At 60.9% G+C, this 15,965-nt stretch carries 18 protein-coding genes and 1 pseudogene; 9 read left to right on the forward strand and 10 right to left on the reverse strand.

All coding sequences use genetic code 11. The features are described from left to right. Nucleotides 1–41: 41 nt before the first annotated feature. From trxB to EDD25_RS09410, 4 genes are all read left to right on the forward strand, one after another. The gene (trxB, locus tag EDD25_RS09395; protein WP_134173042.1) at nucleotides 42–1,016 is read left to right on the forward strand and encodes a thioredoxin-disulfide reductase; all 975 of its coding nucleotides are present in this window, start codon (nucleotides 42–44) and stop codon (nucleotides 1,014–1,016) included. Between the two features lie 10 nt (nucleotides 1,017–1,026). Beyond that, entirely contained in the window at nucleotides 1,027–1,350 is a 324-nt protein-coding gene (trxA, locus tag EDD25_RS09400; RefSeq protein WP_134173043.1) for a thioredoxin, read from the forward strand. Nucleotides 1,351–1,474: 124 nt separating this feature from the next. Further along, nucleotides 1,475–2,794 carry an aminotransferase-like domain-containing protein gene (locus EDD25_RS09405; protein ID WP_134173044.1) on the forward strand — a complete coding sequence of 440 codons (1,320 nt, stop codon included), beginning with the start codon at nucleotides 1,475–1,477 and terminating at the stop codon, nucleotides 2,792–2,794. Between the two features lie 84 nt (nucleotides 2,795–2,878). Next, a complete protein-coding gene (locus EDD25_RS09410; protein ID WP_134173045.1) occupies nucleotides 2,879–3,874 on the forward strand; it encodes a D-alanine--D-alanine ligase family protein in 996 nt (331 codons plus the stop codon). A 536-nt stretch (nucleotides 3,875–4,410) separates the two neighbouring features. On the opposite strand, the gene EDD25_RS09415 is transcribed toward EDD25_RS09410, so the two are convergent. From EDD25_RS09415 to rpmH, 10 genes are all read right to left on the reverse strand, one after another. After that, on the reverse strand, nucleotides 4,411–4,653 hold the full coding sequence (locus EDD25_RS09415) for a hypothetical protein (RefSeq protein ID WP_134173046.1): 243 nt from the start codon (nucleotides 4,651–4,653) through the stop codon (nucleotides 4,411–4,413). A 143-nt stretch (nucleotides 4,654–4,796) separates the two neighbouring features. Continuing rightward, nucleotides 4,797–4,916 (reverse strand): GIY-YIG nuclease family protein, encoded by a 120-nt coding sequence (locus EDD25_RS18375; RefSeq protein WP_422386787.1) that lies wholly within the window; start codon nucleotides 4,914–4,916, stop codon nucleotides 4,797–4,799. Nucleotides 4,917–5,627: 711 nt separating this feature from the next. Then, entirely contained in the window at nucleotides 5,628–6,587 is a 960-nt protein-coding gene (locus tag EDD25_RS09425; protein WP_134173047.1) for a ParB/RepB/Spo0J family partition protein, read from the reverse strand. Beyond that, the gene (locus EDD25_RS09430; protein ID WP_134173048.1) at nucleotides 6,587–7,525 is read right to left on the reverse strand and encodes a ParA family protein; all 939 of its coding nucleotides are present in this window, start codon (nucleotides 7,523–7,525) and stop codon (nucleotides 6,587–6,589) included. The genes EDD25_RS09425 and EDD25_RS09430 overlap by 1 nt, the downstream gene beginning before the upstream one ends. Nucleotides 7,526–7,569: 44 nt before the next feature. Next, nucleotides 7,570–8,205: a 16S rRNA (guanine(527)-N(7))-methyltransferase RsmG gene (gene rsmG, locus EDD25_RS09435; protein ID WP_424948539.1), complete on the reverse strand. Its 636-nt coding sequence runs from the start codon at nucleotides 8,203–8,205 to the stop codon at nucleotides 7,570–7,572. A gap of 3 nt (nucleotides 8,206–8,208) precedes the next feature. Continuing rightward, the gene (locus EDD25_RS09440; protein WP_241986455.1) at nucleotides 8,209–8,694 is read right to left on the reverse strand and encodes a Jag family protein; all 486 of its coding nucleotides are present in this window, start codon (nucleotides 8,692–8,694) and stop codon (nucleotides 8,209–8,211) included. A gap of 155 nt (nucleotides 8,695–8,849) precedes the next feature. After that, the gene (yidC, locus tag EDD25_RS09445; protein WP_134173050.1) at nucleotides 8,850–9,833 is read right to left on the reverse strand and encodes a membrane protein insertase YidC; all 984 of its coding nucleotides are present in this window, start codon (nucleotides 9,831–9,833) and stop codon (nucleotides 8,850–8,852) included. A gap of 8 nt (nucleotides 9,834–9,841) precedes the next feature. After that, complete coding sequence (gene yidD / locus EDD25_RS09450; protein ID WP_134173051.1) at nucleotides 9,842–10,153, reverse strand: membrane protein insertion efficiency factor YidD; 312 nt, start codon at nucleotides 10,151–10,153, stop codon at nucleotides 9,842–9,844. Next, nucleotides 10,150–10,527: a ribonuclease P protein component gene (gene rnpA / locus EDD25_RS09455; RefSeq protein ID WP_134173052.1), complete on the reverse strand. Its 378-nt coding sequence runs from the start codon at nucleotides 10,525–10,527 to the stop codon at nucleotides 10,150–10,152. Before rnpA ends, yidD begins: the two co-directional genes overlap by 4 nt. Before the next feature lie 8 nt (nucleotides 10,528–10,535). Beyond that, nucleotides 10,536–10,673 (reverse strand): 50S ribosomal protein L34, encoded by a 138-nt coding sequence (rpmH, locus tag EDD25_RS09460; protein WP_010204566.1) that lies wholly within the window; start codon nucleotides 10,671–10,673, stop codon nucleotides 10,536–10,538. Between the two features lie 328 nt (nucleotides 10,674–11,001). Between rpmH and dnaA the strand changes: the two genes are divergently transcribed. The 5 genes and pseudogenes from dnaA (at nucleotide 11,002) to EDD25_RS09485 (ending at nucleotide 15,853) form a co-directional block, all read left to right on the forward strand. Continuing rightward, nucleotides 11,002–12,420: a chromosomal replication initiator protein DnaA gene (gene dnaA, locus EDD25_RS09465; RefSeq protein ID WP_134173053.1), complete on the forward strand. Its 1,419-nt coding sequence runs from the start codon at nucleotides 11,002–11,004 to the stop codon at nucleotides 12,418–12,420. A 386-nt stretch (nucleotides 12,421–12,806) separates the two neighbouring features. Continuing rightward, nucleotides 12,807–13,955: a DNA polymerase III subunit beta gene (gene dnaN / locus EDD25_RS09470; protein WP_134173054.1), complete on the forward strand. Its 1,149-nt coding sequence runs from the start codon at nucleotides 12,807–12,809 to the stop codon at nucleotides 13,953–13,955. A 32-nt stretch (nucleotides 13,956–13,987) separates the two neighbouring features. Beyond that, nucleotides 13,988–14,155, forward strand: a pseudogene (locus EDD25_RS09475) (6-phosphogluconate dehydrogenase); the annotation flags it as partial. Between the two features lie 5 nt (nucleotides 14,156–14,160). Then, nucleotides 14,161–15,348 carry a DNA replication/repair protein RecF gene (gene recF, locus EDD25_RS09480; RefSeq protein ID WP_134173055.1) on the forward strand — a complete coding sequence of 396 codons (1,188 nt, stop codon included), beginning with the start codon at nucleotides 14,161–14,163 and terminating at the stop codon, nucleotides 15,346–15,348. Beyond that, nucleotides 15,341–15,853 (forward strand): DciA family protein, encoded by a 513-nt coding sequence (locus tag EDD25_RS09485; RefSeq protein WP_134173056.1) that lies wholly within the window; start codon nucleotides 15,341–15,343, stop codon nucleotides 15,851–15,853. Before recF ends, EDD25_RS09485 begins: the two co-directional genes overlap by 8 nt. Nucleotides 15,854–15,965 lie beyond the last annotated feature (112 nt).

The following is a 15,965-nucleotide window of genomic DNA, read 5'->3' on the forward strand; positions in this document are numbered from 1 at the left end:
ACTGCCTCAGATTTTTTCCACCGACCGCTAGGAGTGTGCGCGTGCGCCAAATCATCATCATCGGGTCGGGTCCGGCCGGTTACACGGCCGCCATCTACGCCGCTCGAGCCAACCTCAAGCCGCTGCTCATCGCGAGTTCGGTCGAAGCGGGCGGCGAGCTGATGAACACGACCGACGTCGAAAACTTCCCCGGTTTCCCCGACGGTGTGCAGGGTCCCGAGCTCATGACCAAGATGCAGGAGCAGGCAGAGCGGTTCGGAACCGAGGTCGTCTACGACGATGTCGAATCCCTCGACCTGACCGGCGCGATCAAGAAGGTCACGCTCGGCTCCGGCGAGACGCAGGAAGCACTGTCCGTGATTTTCGCCACGGGTTCGGCCTACCGCAAGCTCGGACTGCCCGACGAGGAGCGCCTCTCGGGCCGCGGAGTGTCGTGGTGTGCCACGTGCGATGGGTTCTTCTTCAAGGGCAAGACCATCGCCGTCATCGGCGGAGGCGACTCCGCCATGGAAGAAGCCACGTTCCTCACTCGTTTTGCCGAGAAGGTTTACGTGATTCACCGCAAGAGCGAACTGCGGGCGTCCAAGATCATGCAGGACCGTGCCTTCGCGAACGAGAAGATCGAATTCATTTGGAACTCCGAAGTCGTCGGCATCACCGGTGACGAGGCCGTCAATGGCCTCACTCTCCGCGACACTGTCTCCGGCACGGAGGCGAGCCTGCCAGTGGGCGGCGTGTTCATCGCGATCGGTAACGACCCGCGCACGCACCTGATCCACGGCCAGTTGGACCTCACCGCGGAAGGCACCATCGCGGTCGCTGGCCGCTCGTCGAAGACCAGCCAGATCGGCGTCTTCGCCGCCGGCGACGTCATCGACTCGAACTACCGTCAGGCCATCACGGCTGCCGGGTCAGGATGTGCCGCCTCACTCGACGCGGAACACTACCTGAGCATGATCCCCCAGGACTTGCTGGCTACGGCCGGCGGCACCGAACTCGCAACTGCTACCAACTAAGGAGAATCACATGACTGCACGCGCCGTAACCGAGGCCAACTTCGATCAGGAAGTCATCAACAACGAGAAGACCGTTCTGGTGGACTTCTGGGCCGAATGGTGTGGCCCCTGCCGCGCTGTCAGCCCGATCCTCGACCAGATCGCGTCCGAGCACTCGGACAAGCTCGACATCGTCAAGCTCAACGTGGACGATCACCCGGCACTCGCTGCCAAGTACCAGATCACGTCGATTCCTGCAATGAAGGTCTTCCAGAAGGGCGAGGTCGTCAAGACCGTTATCGGCGCAAAACCGAAGCCTGCCCTCGAAGCCGACCTGGCCGCCTACCTCGCGTAGTCGCCCCGTCGAATAACTGACCCGCCCGGCTTTCGCCGGGCGGGTTCTTTTTTGTAAGTTCAGGGTGTCCCAGGGGACCCTCTCGCACCCCATACGATTAAGACTTGACCAGATCGGACGTGACGTGACTAAACAGGGCCCTCTTCAAGCCGGCAATAATCTCGACCCGTGGTACCACCACTACGCCGAACGAGCCGCGGGGCTCAAAGCCTCCGAGGTGCGCGCGCTCTTCGCGGTGGCCAGTCGTCCCGAGGTTGTCTCCCTCGCCGGCGGCATGCCCTATGTGGCGGCGTTGCCGAACGATCTCGTCACCGATGCCATGTCGCGAGTCATGACCAAGCAAGGTCCCACTGCCCTGCAATACGGCTCTGGTCAGGGAGTTCCCATTCTCAGGGAGCAGATCACCGAGGTCATGGCGCTCGAAGGCATCCGCGCGAACGCCGACGATGTTGTCGTGACGACCGGGTCCCAGCACGCCCTCGAACTCGTCAGCAAGCTCTTCCTGAACCCCGGCGATGTGGTTCTCTCCGAGGGCCCCAGCTACGTGACCGCGATGGTCATTTTTCGCTCGTACCAGGCCGATGTCGACCATATTCCCATGGACGCCGACGGTATGATCCCCGAAGCGCTTCGGGAACACATTGCGCGCCTCAAGGCTGCGGGTCGAACGATTAAGTTCCTGTACACGATCCCCAGCTTCCACAATCCCGCCGGGGTCACCCTCTCGTGGGCGCGACGCCTCGAAATTCTCGAAATCTGTCGTTCCAACAACATCCTGGTCCTTGAGGACAATCCCTACGGGTTGCTCTATTTCGACCGACCGGCACCGGATGCGATCCGCTCGGTCGAGCGGGAGGGCGTCGTCTACCTGGGCACATTCTCAAAAACCCTGGCGCCGGGTTTTCGTGTCGGCTGGGCTCTCGCCCCGCACGCCATCCGAGAAAAACTCGTGCTGGCCAACGAGGCCGCCGTGCTCTCCCCCAGCTCGTTCACACAACTCATCATCTCTGAGTACTTGTCGACCGCCGATTGGAAGGGTCAGATCAACACCTTCCGCGGTGTGTACCACGAGCGCAAGAACGTCATGCTCGCGGCGCTGCAGGAGTACCTGCCGGAACTAACGTGGACGAACCCCAACGGTGGCTTCTACGTATGGGTCACCCTGCCGGAACGACTCGACTCGAAGGCCATGCTCCCCCGTGCGGTGAAGGAGCTCGTGGCCTACACGCCCGGCACGGCGTTCTTCGCCGACGGAGCCGGACGCCAGAACATGCGGCTGTCCTTCTGCTACCCGACCCCCGAGAACATTCGAGTCGGCATTCGGCGCCTCGCGACGGTCATCCGCGGTGAGCTGGACCTGCTCGACACCTTCGCCGGCACCGGTTCACTCAACCCGCCGCCCGACGAGCAGCGCTTCGCCGCGGGACCCCCGAACATCTCGTAGTCCAACTTCACCAACCGCTTCCCAATCACGATTCCGTGTCGTTAGTGACCATCGTGAGCATCCATCGGAGGAAAAGTCTTGATCATGAGCGATAAAATTGCACCAGACGTTACCGGCACCGAGTCAGCTCCCACGCTGGATATTGTTGTTCTCGCAGGCGGAATATCGCATGAACGCGATGTTTCCATGCGTTCCGGTCGGCGCGTGGCCGATGCGCTCACGGGCATGGGTCACCGAGTCACGGTACTCGACCCGGGCGCAGGGCTACTGGCGGAACTAGCCGAGCGCCGCCCCGATGTGATTTGGCCAGCGTTGCACGGTGCCACGGGCGAGGACGGTGCCCTGCGTTCACTGCTCGGCACCACGGGGATTCCCTACGTAGGGTCACGGGGTGAGGCCTCTGCATTGGCGTGGTCGAAGCCCGTCGCCAAGGAGCTCGTTCGCCGGGCCGGGTTTGACACCCCCTCATCGATCGCCCTGTCCAAAGAGACGTTTCGCGACCTGGGCGCCTCCAGCGTGCTCGAGCACCTGCTGGGAGCCCTCAACCCGCCCGTGGTTGTGAAGCCCGCCCAGGGAGGCTCCGCGCAGGGTGTCACCATCGTGGCCAGTGCCGGGGCACTGCCGCGCGCAATGGTCGATGCCTACACGTACGCCGATGTCGCGCTCGTTGAGTCGCAGGTGGAGGGCACAGAGCTTGCCGTGGCCGTTGTGGACGGCATTGACGGGCCTGAGGCCCTTCCTGCGGTCGAAATCGTACCGGTCAGTGGCGTTTACAGCTTCGAAGCGCGCTACAACGCCGGCGAGACAGACTTTTACACGCCCGCACGCATCCCCGAGGATGTTGCGCAGCGAGTGAACGCTACGGCCGTCGCCATTCACGAGCTACTGGGCCTGCGCCACATCTCTCGCATCGACCTCATCGTCGACGCCGAGGGAACCCCGTGGTTCCTGGAGGCGAATGTGTGCCCCGGGTTGACGGAGACCTCGCTCGTTCCCCAGGCCATCGAGGCGTCGGGCCAGACACTTGGCGACGTCTACACGGCCCTCGCGCGCTTGGCGATAGCAGACGCCGCCTCCTAGGCCACCAACTGCTGGGTCCCCCGGGCGAATGTTTCACGTGAAACGGATACCGGGTCCCCCGCCGCAGTCCCTGGGTCTCGACAGGCTCGACCACCGCAACGACTGTTCCCGCGCGGCAGTCAGCGATACCCCTGGGTCTCGACAAGCTCGACCAACGCAACAGTCGCACCCCACGCAACACCGCACTGATCGAGCCTGTCGAGATCACCCCCGCACCCAAACACCTCCACCCCTGCGAGATCGCCGAGCTTATTCAACGCTACGGGCGTCCCCGCGCGACCGTCAGCTAAACCCCTCGGCCTCAACCGGCGACCCCAAACAACGGCCACCCCCGCGCTACACGGCCAGGCACGCACCCGACGCGCCCCTGCGTATCGCCAGGGTCTCGCCAGGGTCTCGACAGGCTCGACCACCGCAACGGCCGCGTCCCGCGCAGCGCAGCCGTCCACTCCACCTCGCTGACCGCGTCAGCACCTGCGTCGACAACGATCCCGATCAACGCCATCCACGCCTCCTCGCCCATCACCTATCGGGTTTCACACGAATGTTTCACGTGAAACGGATGCCCTGGTTCCCCGCCGCGGTCCCGAGGCCTCGACGGGCTCGACGGGGTCGACGGGCTCGACGGGCTCGACGGGGTAGACGGGGTCGACCAACGCAACGTGACGGACAACACCCGCACGCCACCGCCATCCACAATTCTCGACGCACCCTGCGCCGATCGAGCCTGTCGAGATCACTTCTCCCGCCTGCACTCCGTCGACGCCCGACTCAACCACGGGAGATCCTCTGGTCGGCCGTTAATCAGTGCTTCCCGCTTCGTAAATCCCGAGTTCTGCACCTGCTTCTCACGCCAATAGGATTCCGATATCAACTCGTACTCTTCGTAGTAGACAAGCGTCACCGGGCGCCGTCTCTCCGTCTACGACGCTCCCCCACCGTTGTTGTGCTGCCAGACTCGTTGCCATAACCGCCATGTGCTTCCCACATAGTACGAACCGTCGGAGCACTTGAGAATGTACATGAAGAGCATGCCGACCATGGTGCCCGCGAAGCGGCTGAATGGGAGTTATCCACAGACTTGTACCCAGCCTTGAACGCGCAGGCTCTGGGCGTGTTTCACGTGAAACATTCACTGGAGAAAGGGTGGCAGCTCCAGCAGAAGACCTCCCTTCCCAATGAAACATTGAAGTGTCCCGGGGCCTTGCGAAATCTGGCTGTCAGACTTCCGGCGGAACGCTCCCCAAATATCCGCCGTCAAGTACGAAAGTTATCCACAGAGCGCAGACTCATGACCACCGAGCTGCAAAGTCCCAATCACAGCCACTTTGGCCGCACCTATCCAGCGCTCTCGCCACGATCTCGACAGGCTCGATCAGCGCACGGGAGAGCTTCCGAGGTCGACCGGCGGGGGTCTGCGCGGAGCAACCGCGCGTTAGTCGAGGCAGTTTCAGACCACGAAATGTGGATCTCGACAGGCTCGATCAGCGCACGGGAGAGCTTCCGAGGGCGACCGGCGGGGTCTCCCAGCAGACGTAAACGCGAGTTAATGCGGTCCCACGAGACCACGAAATGGGAATCTCGACAGGCTCATCAGCGCACAGGAGACGCTGGCGGGGGTGGTCGGGAGAGATATGTGGGGCGCGAGGAGGCGCTGGTCGAGCCTGTCGAGACCTGGGAACGTGTCTGCTGGGGTACGAAAATGCCCGCCAGCGAGTCGCAGGCGGGCATGTTTCACGTGAAACGTGGGGGTTTAGCTCACGTTGGGACCGTAGCCAGGCTCCCCCAGAGAGCCCAGAATACGGTTCAGGTCACCGATGGTGGCGAAATCGACGGTAATCTGCCCTTTTCGAGCGCCCAGATTGATCCTAACGCGCGTATCGAGACGATCGCCGAGGTGTTCTGCGATCTCATCGAGGTGACCCTGCCGTCTTCCGGGCACGGGCTTGGGCTTTTCTGCCTTCGAACCCGCTGCGGCCGCCGCCTCCGCGGCACGAACCGACAGGTCCTCGTTCACGATCTTGTCGGCCAGACCCAACATACCCTGGTGATCCCCCACCGACAGGATCGCCCGAGCGTGCCCGGCGCTCAACACGCCGGCCGCAACCCGAAGCTGCACCGGATCGGGCAGCTTGAGCAGCCGGATGGTGTTGGTGATCTGCGGACGGGACCGGCCAATGCGCGTCGCTAGTTCATCCTGGGTGATGCCGAAATCCGCCAGGAGCTGCTGGTACGCAGACGCCTCTTCGAGGGGATTGAGCTGTGCCCGGTGCAGGTTCTCCAGCAAAGCATCGCGGAGCATATCGACATCGGCAGTCTCCCGCACGACGGCGGGAATCGTGTCGCGACCCGCTTCCTTGCTCGCGCGGAGGCGCCGCTCCCCCATGACCAGCTCATACTTGCCTGGCGATTCCGGCAGAGGACGAACGACGATGGGCTGAAGAACGCCAACTTCGCGGATGCTGTGTACCAGCTCCGCCAGGTCGCCCTCGTCAAACGTGGTCCGAGGCTGCTGTGCGTTCGGGACAATGTCGATGATATTGAGGTGTGCGAGATGCGCCCCGGGAACGGCAGCGAGCTCTGCGATCTCCTCGTCCGTCTCCGGGACGGTACGCGGAAAAAATACGTCGACCGGACGATCCGCCGACGGGTTCTCCAGAATGGGAATCAGCGCGCCAATTCCACGCCCTAAACCAGTGCGTTTTGCTGCCATTAGTGCTGTTCCCCTGTTTTAGGTGCCCCACGCCGAGCAATTTCGGCCGCTGCTTCGAGGTAGGAGAGCGATCCTGCTGAGTTCAGGTCATAACTGATGACGCTCTGGCCGTAGCTGGGAGCCTCAGAAACGCGCACGGAGCGCGGAATGAGCGTGTCCAGCACCTGTTCCGGGAAATGATCGCGCACATCCTGCGCAACCTGGTTCGCCAGATTGGTGCGACCGTCATACATCGTTAGCAAAATGGTGGAGACAGTGAGGTCGGGATTCAGGTGCTTCTCAATCAGCTGGATGTTCTTCAGCAGCTGACTCAGCCCCTCGAGAGCGTAATACTCGCACTGGATCGGGATCAGTACCTCGCGGGCGGCGACAAACGCATTGATGGTCAAAAGCCCCAACGATGGTGGGCAGTCAATGAAAACGTAGTCGAAGGGGTCGTCAAGGCCCTTGAGATACAGGTCCAACGCTCGGTGCAGACGCTGCTCCCTCGCGACCAGGGAGACGAGTTCAATTTCGGCCCCAGCCAAGTGAATTGTGGCTGGAACGCAGTAGAGGGCCCCGAATTCGGGGCTCTTCTGCACGACGTCCTCCATAAGCACGTCGCTGACAATCACGTCGTATACGCTCGGCATGTCGGCGTGATGTTCAACGCCGAGGGCTGTTGAGGCGTTCCCCTGCGGGTCGAGGTCGATCACGAGAACCCGTGCGCGCTGACGTGCCAACGCGGCAGCAAGGTTGACTGCCGTGGTCGTCTTGCCGACTCCACCCTTCTGGTTGGAGATCGTCAGAACGCGGGTTTTCTCCGGCCTCGGCAGACTATCCGATGCAATGACCTGGCGTCGACGCGTGAGCTCAGCGATTTCGCGTGCGAGCGGCGGGAGTCCGTCATTTTCCGGTGTTGTACTGCTGACTTGCTGGTCTTCACCAGGATGTTTCACGTGAAACCTTTACGATTGTGATTCGTGAGAGTGGCCATCGAAGACTACTTCACTGTAGCCCTGATTACCCGGGTAACGTCGGGAAGCACTCCCTGTCCTAGTGTGAGAATCTCAATATCGTGCACGCGGTATTTCTGGATCGCCTTGCCCGCCCCCGCCACTTCTGCGGACGCACGCTCGCCCTTCATGAGGAGAAGCTCACCACCGGCACGAAGAAGGGGTGCGGTCAGGGGAATCAATGTGCGGAACGCGCTCACAGCCCTGGCCGTCACCTGGTCGAGCGGATGCTCAAGCTTCACATCCTCGGCGCGGGCACGGACGACCGTGACGTTGGTGAGCCCCAGTGCCTTGACCTGATCGCTCAACCACGTCACGCGTCGCTCCATCGGTTCGATCAGCACGAACGTGACGTCGGGGCGCGCGATGGCGAGCACGAGACCGGGAAGCCCCGCTCCAGAACCCACGTCACCCACCAGTCCGGGACGCAACAAGGGAGCCATGAGTGCGCAATTCAGTACATGCCGGCTCCACAAGCGAGGCAACTCCAGCGGGCCAATAAGGCCCAATTCTTCGCCCTGATCAGCCAAATTGCGGGTAAAAGCACGAGCGACTTCTAACTGGTCACCAAAAAGTCCAGCCGCGGCAGCCGGTTCGGTCTCAAGTAATTCCGTCACAGGCACAGGCTAGATCGCAGTAATGACCGTGTGACGGTCACGACCCTCACCGTGGGAGGCGGACGTGTATCCGCGAGCAGCCACCAGATCATGCACGAGTTTTCGCTCATACGATGACATGGCAGGGAGAGCCGCCTCGGCCGCTCCCCCTTCAATTCGTTCCACGGCGCGGGTCACGAGGACCGCCAACTCTGCTTCGCGGGCATCACGTGACCCCCCGATGTCGAGGATGAGACGAGAGAACGAACCCGTCTTGTTCTGCACGGCCAGACGGGTGAGTTCCTGCAGGGCATTCACCGTATCGGGCTTGCTCAGCACACGAAGGTTGCCCTCGTCCGATGCATTGACGGAGAGGTACGCGCGGCCATTGCGCGCATCAATGTCGATGTCCCCATCGAGATCGCAGATGTCGAGAAACTCCTCGATGTAGTCTGCGGCGATGTCGCCTTCCTTCTCCAGCTGGCTCTGCGTTGGAGTGTCGTCCAGCGCCGCCACAGACGCCTCGGTGCCGCTCACGACCGGCTCCTGAGACGCCTCCGGGACGTCGGGCCCTGCCTGGTCAGAAACACCCGTCGCTTCGCCACTCGACGCCGTCGAGAGTGCATCACCTTTGATCACATCAACCTTCTCAGTCACGAGGTCTCGTTTCTCTACTGTTTGGGGCCGGTTTGCTTCTTGGCGCGGTTCTTGTTGACCGGCTGCTGACGCTGAATCGGCTTCTTGGGCGCCGTGGGCTCGTCAACAACGATGATGTCACCATCCGTTGCCAACAGTTTTCCCTTGCGGGCCAAGCGCTCCTCGCGCGCCTTCGCGGCCTCACTACCGGGCGTGGGCATGTTGCGGATGACCAGGAACTGCTGAATCATGGTCCAGAAGTTTGAGGTCAGCCAGTAGAACATGACGCCGAGCGGGAACGCGACACCGGAGAAGGCGAAGACGAGCGGCAGCAGGTACAACATGATGCGCTGCTGCTTGAACATCGGGCTCGCCTTGGTCTCCGGCGACATGTTCTTCGACACGATCTGCAGCTGCGTGATGAACTGCGACGCCGTCATCAGCACGACCATGACGGCCGCAATGATCATGACGGACACGTTGAAGTCGGTGCCGGCGATCATCCGGGTCCACTGGGATGCAAAGGAATCGTGCAGTGGCGCATCGCCGAAGAGGGTTGCATCCCCAAAGCTCTCGGCCAGGCCCTGGTTGAGCGGGCCGACGCCGGCGTTCGACTTCTGCGCGGCGTTGAGAACGGAGAACAGCGCGAAGAAGATCGGCATCTGCAACAGCAGCGGCAGGCACGAACTCAGTGGGTTCGTGCCTGTCTTCTTGTACATCGCCATGGTCTCGCGAGACATGGCCTCACGAGAGAACTGGTCTTTCTTACCCTTGTACTTGTCCTGGATCTTCTTGAGCTGCGGAGCGACCTCGAGCATCTTGCGCTGGCTCTTGATCTGCTTGACGAAGATCGGGATGAGCGCGGCTCGAACGACGAGGACCAGGCCCACGATCGACAACACCCACGTGAGGCCCTCGTTGTAATCCATTCCGAGGACAGAGAACAAGCTATGGAAGGTGACGAGCAGGAGCTCGACGGCCCACTTGAGTGGCCAGAGGATCGTATCTATGAAACCCATACTTCGGATCAGCCCTTTCCGTGGCTTGGTAAGCAAACAAAACCAAATGACGTCACGGAATAGCGACGTTTACGTTTGAGCGGAACATCATCTATTCCACCTTCGGCCCACGGATGGCATCGAGCGAGCCGACGTGCGGCTAAGGCTGAACCAATCGTAAGTCCGTGTTCCTGAACTGCAACCAGTGCATACGCCGAACAGGACGGGTAATACCGGCAAACATTGCCGTACAACGGGGAAACCACGGCTCGATACACACGAAGTATGAGAACCCCGATATTCCGGGGTATCAACAACACTGTCGCCACGACCGCGTTCATCGCTTCGACGTCCCCCGACGAACCGTCAACGGTTGATTGACAACCGTGCCCAGTTCGCCCTTCAGGGTCATCCAAGTGGCATCGTGGGCTGCCGGAAGCGCCCGCACCACGATGTCCGTGCCCGGTACGACCTGAGACAACAGGTCGTAGCTGGCTGCTTTCAGCCGACGCCGAACTCTGTTGCGGCTCACGGCGTTGCCAACGTTTTTGGCAACGATGAAACCAAAACGTGCGGGAACACCCTCCGCGCCGACCGGCACGTCAGGGTTTTTCCGCACGTAAATGACTGTGTGTGCGCCAACACGGCGCACACCACGCCGAACGACACCCTGATAATCGCTCCCGCGCGTTATGCGATTCACGTGAGCGAGCATCGGGAGGCTTAGGCGGAGAGCTCGGTGCGACCCTTGCGACGGCGGGCACCGAGGATTGCGCGACCTGCACGGGTGCGCATGCGCAGACGGAATCCGTGCACCTTGGCGCGACGGCGGTTGTTCGGCTGGAACGTTCTCTTGCTCATTATTCAATCTCCACGTGATTGGATCTCCGCTGGCCAAAAACAGCGGCTGCGAAAGAAGTCTGTAGCCCACGGGATGGGGTCAACTGATTAAATCTACGGCCTCGACCAACTTTGGTCAAACTCAAGGCCGCAAACTCGTGAGTTTCCACAATAATGTCCACAGGCCGGCCTGAGAAGTCCACGGCTGAATTAGCCTCGATGAGCGGGACTAGCTACCGTGAAGAGAAGTTATCCACAGGTTGTGCACTATTCCTGAGAATTACGCCGCCATTACACACAGGCGGTGGATAACTTTGTGAAAAGACGAAATACAGAGATTGAAGGAACCATGGCGAACGGCGAACAGCCCATTGCCCAGACGTGGCAGTCGGTACTCACCACACTGGAGTCCGACGCGACCATCACGCCCATGCTCTATGGCTTTCTGAGCCTGGTCGAGCCGAAGGGAATCGCTGCGGGGACTTTTTACCTCGAGGTCCCCAACGAATTCACGGCCAGCATGCTCAACCAACGGATGCGAGTTCCGCTTCTGACCGCCATGGGCCAGCTCGATGAACCAGCAGTAGTTTCCACGTTCTATGTTGTGGTGAATCCGGAGCTCGAACAGGAATCTCTGCGTCCGCTGCACCAGGCGTCGACCCCGCCAGACACTATCGCTCCCGCGGCCTCACAGTCGGTCTTCGATGGAACAGCCCCCACTCCCCCGCACGAGACCCGACTGAATCCGAAATACAGTTTCGATAATTTTGTCATCGGACAGTCGAACCGTTTCGCGCACGCCGCGGCGGTGGCTGTGGCGGAAGCGCCGGCGAAGGCGTACAACCCCCTCTTTGTATATGGCTCCTCCGGGCTGGGCAAAACCCACCTCCTGCACGCCATCGGTCACTACGCGATGAGCCTCTACCCGGGAATCCGAGTTCGCTACGTCAGCAGCGAGGAGTTCACCAACGACTTCATCAACTCGATCGCCAATAACCGCGGGTCCGCGTTCCAGTCCCGGTATCGCAACATCGACATCCTGATGATTGACGACATCCAGTTTCTGCAGGGCAAGGCAGAAACGCAGGAAGCGTTCTTCCATACTTTCAACACCCTTCACGATCACAACAAGCAGGTCGTCATCACGAGTGACCTGCCGCCCAAGCACCTCACGGGGTTCGAAGACCGCATGCGCTCCCGTTTTGAGTGGGGCCTCATCACGGATGTCCAGGCTCCAGACCTCGAGACCCGCATCGCCATCCTGCGCAAAAAAGCGCAAAGCGAAAAGTTGCAGGTTCCCCACGACATCCTCGAGTTCATGGCGTCCAAGGTCTCGTCCAACATCCGTGAGCTCGAAGGGACCCTGATTCGGGTGACGGCGTTCGCCAGCCTCAACAAGACGCCCGTCGATATGGACCTCGTGCAGACCGTGCTCAAAGACCTGATCACCCTGGACGACGACAACGTCATCGCGCCCGTGGACATCATCACGAATACCGCAAACTACTTCAAGCTGTCAGTCGATGACCTGTACGGGTCCTCGCGCAGCCAGGCCATTGCGACCGCGCGACAAATCGCGATGTACCTCTGTCGAGAGCTCACGAATCTCTCCCTGCCCAAAATCGGGCAGCTGTTCGGCAACCGCGATCACACCACGGTGATGTACGCCAACAAGAAGATCACCGAACTCATGAAAGAACGCCGTTCGATTTACAACCAGGTCACGGAACTGACAAATCGCATCAAACAGGACCACCGCTACAAATAAATGACGATTTTTCGCACTTTCGTACCTGTGTATAACCCTGTGGAATTTAACTCTTAAACGGGTGAAAGCCTGTTGAAACACGGCGGATGCCTGTGGAAACTCAAAACCAGTTAACTTTGCTCGTCCGCAGCGACAGTTAACTTCTCCACAGACCGCCAACAAGTTACATGTGTGTAGTTCCCAGTGCTTAACTGAGATTTTCAAAGTTATCCACAGTTTCCACAGCGGTTAAGAACATTAACGTTTAACTTAAATCTCTCTCGGTCCGACAACCTTTACGACTCAGGGCCCCTATCCGCATCGGTTCCAGAACCGAGCTAGGGTTGAGGCCCACCCCGCCAAACTGCGTGCCATTCCTCGGCCCTTCATCGAACAGGAGCCCCTTCGTGAGATTCCAGGCCAATCGTGACGTTTTCAGCGAAGCCGTTTCGTTCGCTGTCAAGCTCTTGCCGCAGCGTACGACGCTGCCAATCCTGAGCGGCGTACTCATCGAGGCCACCGAGACAGGCCTGATTCTCTCGTCGTTCGACTACGAGGTTTCGGCCCAAACCGAAATTGCGGCTGAGGTCGAAGAAACGGGCAAGGTGCTGGTATCGGGACGACTGCTCGCGGAAATTGCGAGTCGCCTGCCGAACGCACCCGTTCGATTCAGCACGGAGAACTCGCGTATCAAGGTCAGCTGTGGTCCGGCGAGCTTCACACTTTTATCTATGCCTGTTGAGGAATATCCAAGTATTCCCCAGATCAGCGCCGAATCAGGTCTCGTACCGGCCGAAGAATTCGCTGCAGCCGTTGCCCAGGTTGCCGTCGCCGCATCACGCGATGACGTGACCCCGGTGATCACGGGCGTGCAGCTGGAGGTAACCGAAAATAGTCTCAGCCTTGTTGCCACCGACCGTTATCGTGTCGCGGTGCGCAGCATCGACTGGGATCCGGGTAGCAACACCGGGCAGGGAACGATCACGGCCCTCGTACCGGCTCGCACTCTGCAAGAGGTTGGGAAGACCTTTGGGCACAGCGGAACGATCTCGGTGTCAATCACGAACAGCGACGACCGCGAGCTCATCGCGTTCACGGCCAATAAAAAAACCGTGACCTCGCTCCTGATCAAGGGAAACTTCCCCCCCGTGCGTCGCTTGTTCCCAACCGCCGTGGATAACTACGCCGTGATGAACACCGCCGAACTGATCGAAGCCACACGTCGAGTGCAGCTGGTGCTCGAGCGCGAGGCCGCCCTTCGATTCACTTTCACCGACGACGGGCTGACGCTTGAAGCCGTTGGTTCCGAACAGGCCCAGGCCTCTGAGTCCGTCGACGCCATCCTCTCCGGGAGCGATACCGTCGTGTCGCTCAAGCCGCAGTTCCTGCTCGATGGCCTGGGAGCGGTTCACTCCGAATTCGTTCGCATCTCGTTCACCAAGACGGAAAACCCGAACAAGCCTGGTCCAGTTCTCATCACGAGCCAGACCTCGCGTGAGCAGTCCGGTGCCGACAGCTACAAGTACCTGCTGCAGCCCAACCTGCTGTTGCGCTAGTCGTCACCGTCACGGAGAAAACGATGCACGTCGGAGAAGGGCGCTCGACGCTCGAGGAAGCGCTGGTCACTGCTGATCCGGCCGTGAGCGCGGCCATTTTCGCTCGGCCTCTGTCTCGGGAAAGCGACTCCCCCGTGATGAAGGCCGTGGCCGCTCTGCGGAGCCCGTTCGGCGGCCACGCCGTCAAGAAGGCCGACTGATCTGAGTGCGCGTCACTCATCTGTCACTGACCGACTTCCGGAATTATAAGGAGGCAGAGGTTCCCCTGCAGGCGGGAGCCAACCTCTTCGTTGGGCGCAACGGGCAGGGTAAGACCAACCTCGTGGAGGCGTTGGGCTATCTCAGTATCCTCGGCTCCCACCGGGTCTCCGATGACAAAGCGATGATCCGAGCCGGCGAGGCAGCGGCAATCATCCGTGCCCGACTCGAGTACAACGGTCGGGTAATCCTGGCCGAGGTTCAGCTCAACCGCGCCGGACTCAATCGAGCGCAGGTGAACCGCTCGGCTATTCGTATGCGGGACCTTCCCCGGTATTTCTCGAGCGTCGTCTTCGCTCCGGAAGACCTGGCACTGGTGCGCGGGGATCCGTCCGGTCGCCGCCGCTTTCTCGACCAGCTTCTCGTGCTGCGCTCGCCCCGGCTGTCGGGTGTCATCGCCGACTACGAGCGCGTACTGAAGCAACGTAACACCCTACTGAAGTCGGTTAGAGGGTCTTCGGTGAAGCAGAGCCAGTTGAGCACGCTCGACATTTGGGATGAGCGGCTGGTGGAGTTGGGGTCCGAGATCATTGATGAACGCAGTGCACTCGTGTGTTTGCTTGGTGAACCGTTGCGTGCCGCGTATCGTGCGGTCGTCGGCGACGATCACGGGCCAAAGCTGGTGGAATCACTGAGTATTTATGGGGCGGATGACGAGGCCGGGTCCTCGGCGCGTGAGGGTGAGGCCGGCCGCGACTCGACAGAGGAGGATCAGGGCCTGACGAGTACGGGCGGGGGGACGGCGGTAGCTTTTCGCGCCGCTCTGGCGGGGGTTCGTCGGAAGGAGCTTGAGAGGGGGATCACCCTGGTGGGCCCGCACCGGGACGATCTGGTGTTCATGCTCAATGATTTGCCGGCCAGGGGCTACGCAAGCCACGGCGAATCGTGGTCCTTTGCGCTGTCGCTCAAGCTCGCATCGGCTGAGTTGCTTCGCCGTGATTCCGCGAGCGGCGACCCCGTACTGATCCTCGATGATGTGTTTGCCGAACTCGATCAGTCGCGTCGTCGCCGTCTGGCGGAAGCGATCGGCGGATACGAACAGGTTCTCATCACGGCCGCCGTGCTCGACGACGTGCCAGAGGCCCTGACCGCGCACACGATTCACATTCGGGGCGGTGCCGTCGTCGATGCCTGAGCCGATCGAACCACCCGAACGTCACCTGAGTGAGGCGGCCCTGGTTTTCTTGCGCCTCAAGAATGTGTTCGGCGACCCCAATGCGCGCAGATCCCGCGGCAAGCGGCGTCCGCGTGACGAACAGGGCTCAAGCGTCCCATTTGGAGTGGGCCGCGATCCGCGGGGCATCGGTGACACCATTAATTCGCTCACCATGCAGCTCGGGTGGAATTCTCCCCTCGCCCAGTCGGAGCTCCTCGCCTCGTGGGCCGAACTCGCCGGCGACGAGACCGCCAGGCACTCCAACCCAGCGGGAATCGACGAGGGGGTGCTGACCGTGCACTGCGAGTCGACGGCCTGGGCGACGCAATTGCGGCTGATGCGCAACGAGATCATGAATCACATCGCCAACAAGTACCCGGACGCCGGGATCGAGTCGATCCGTTTCCAGGGGCCCAACGCGCCGTCCTGGAAAAAGGGTCCCAGATCAATTCCAGGGCGCGGTCCACGCGATACCTACGGGTAACCTAACAAATTAGGTCCCCCGGCCGAAAAAAAGGCGTCAAACGGCGATTATGGCCGGTGACCCGCCCCCCGTTTGGTAAACTGAATGGTCGCCCGTGCGATGGTCAGGAGCC

The organism is Cryobacterium psychrophilum, from assembly GCF_004365915.1.
GTDB lineage: Bacteria > Actinomycetota > Actinomycetes > Actinomycetales > Microbacteriaceae > Cryobacterium > Cryobacterium psychrophilum.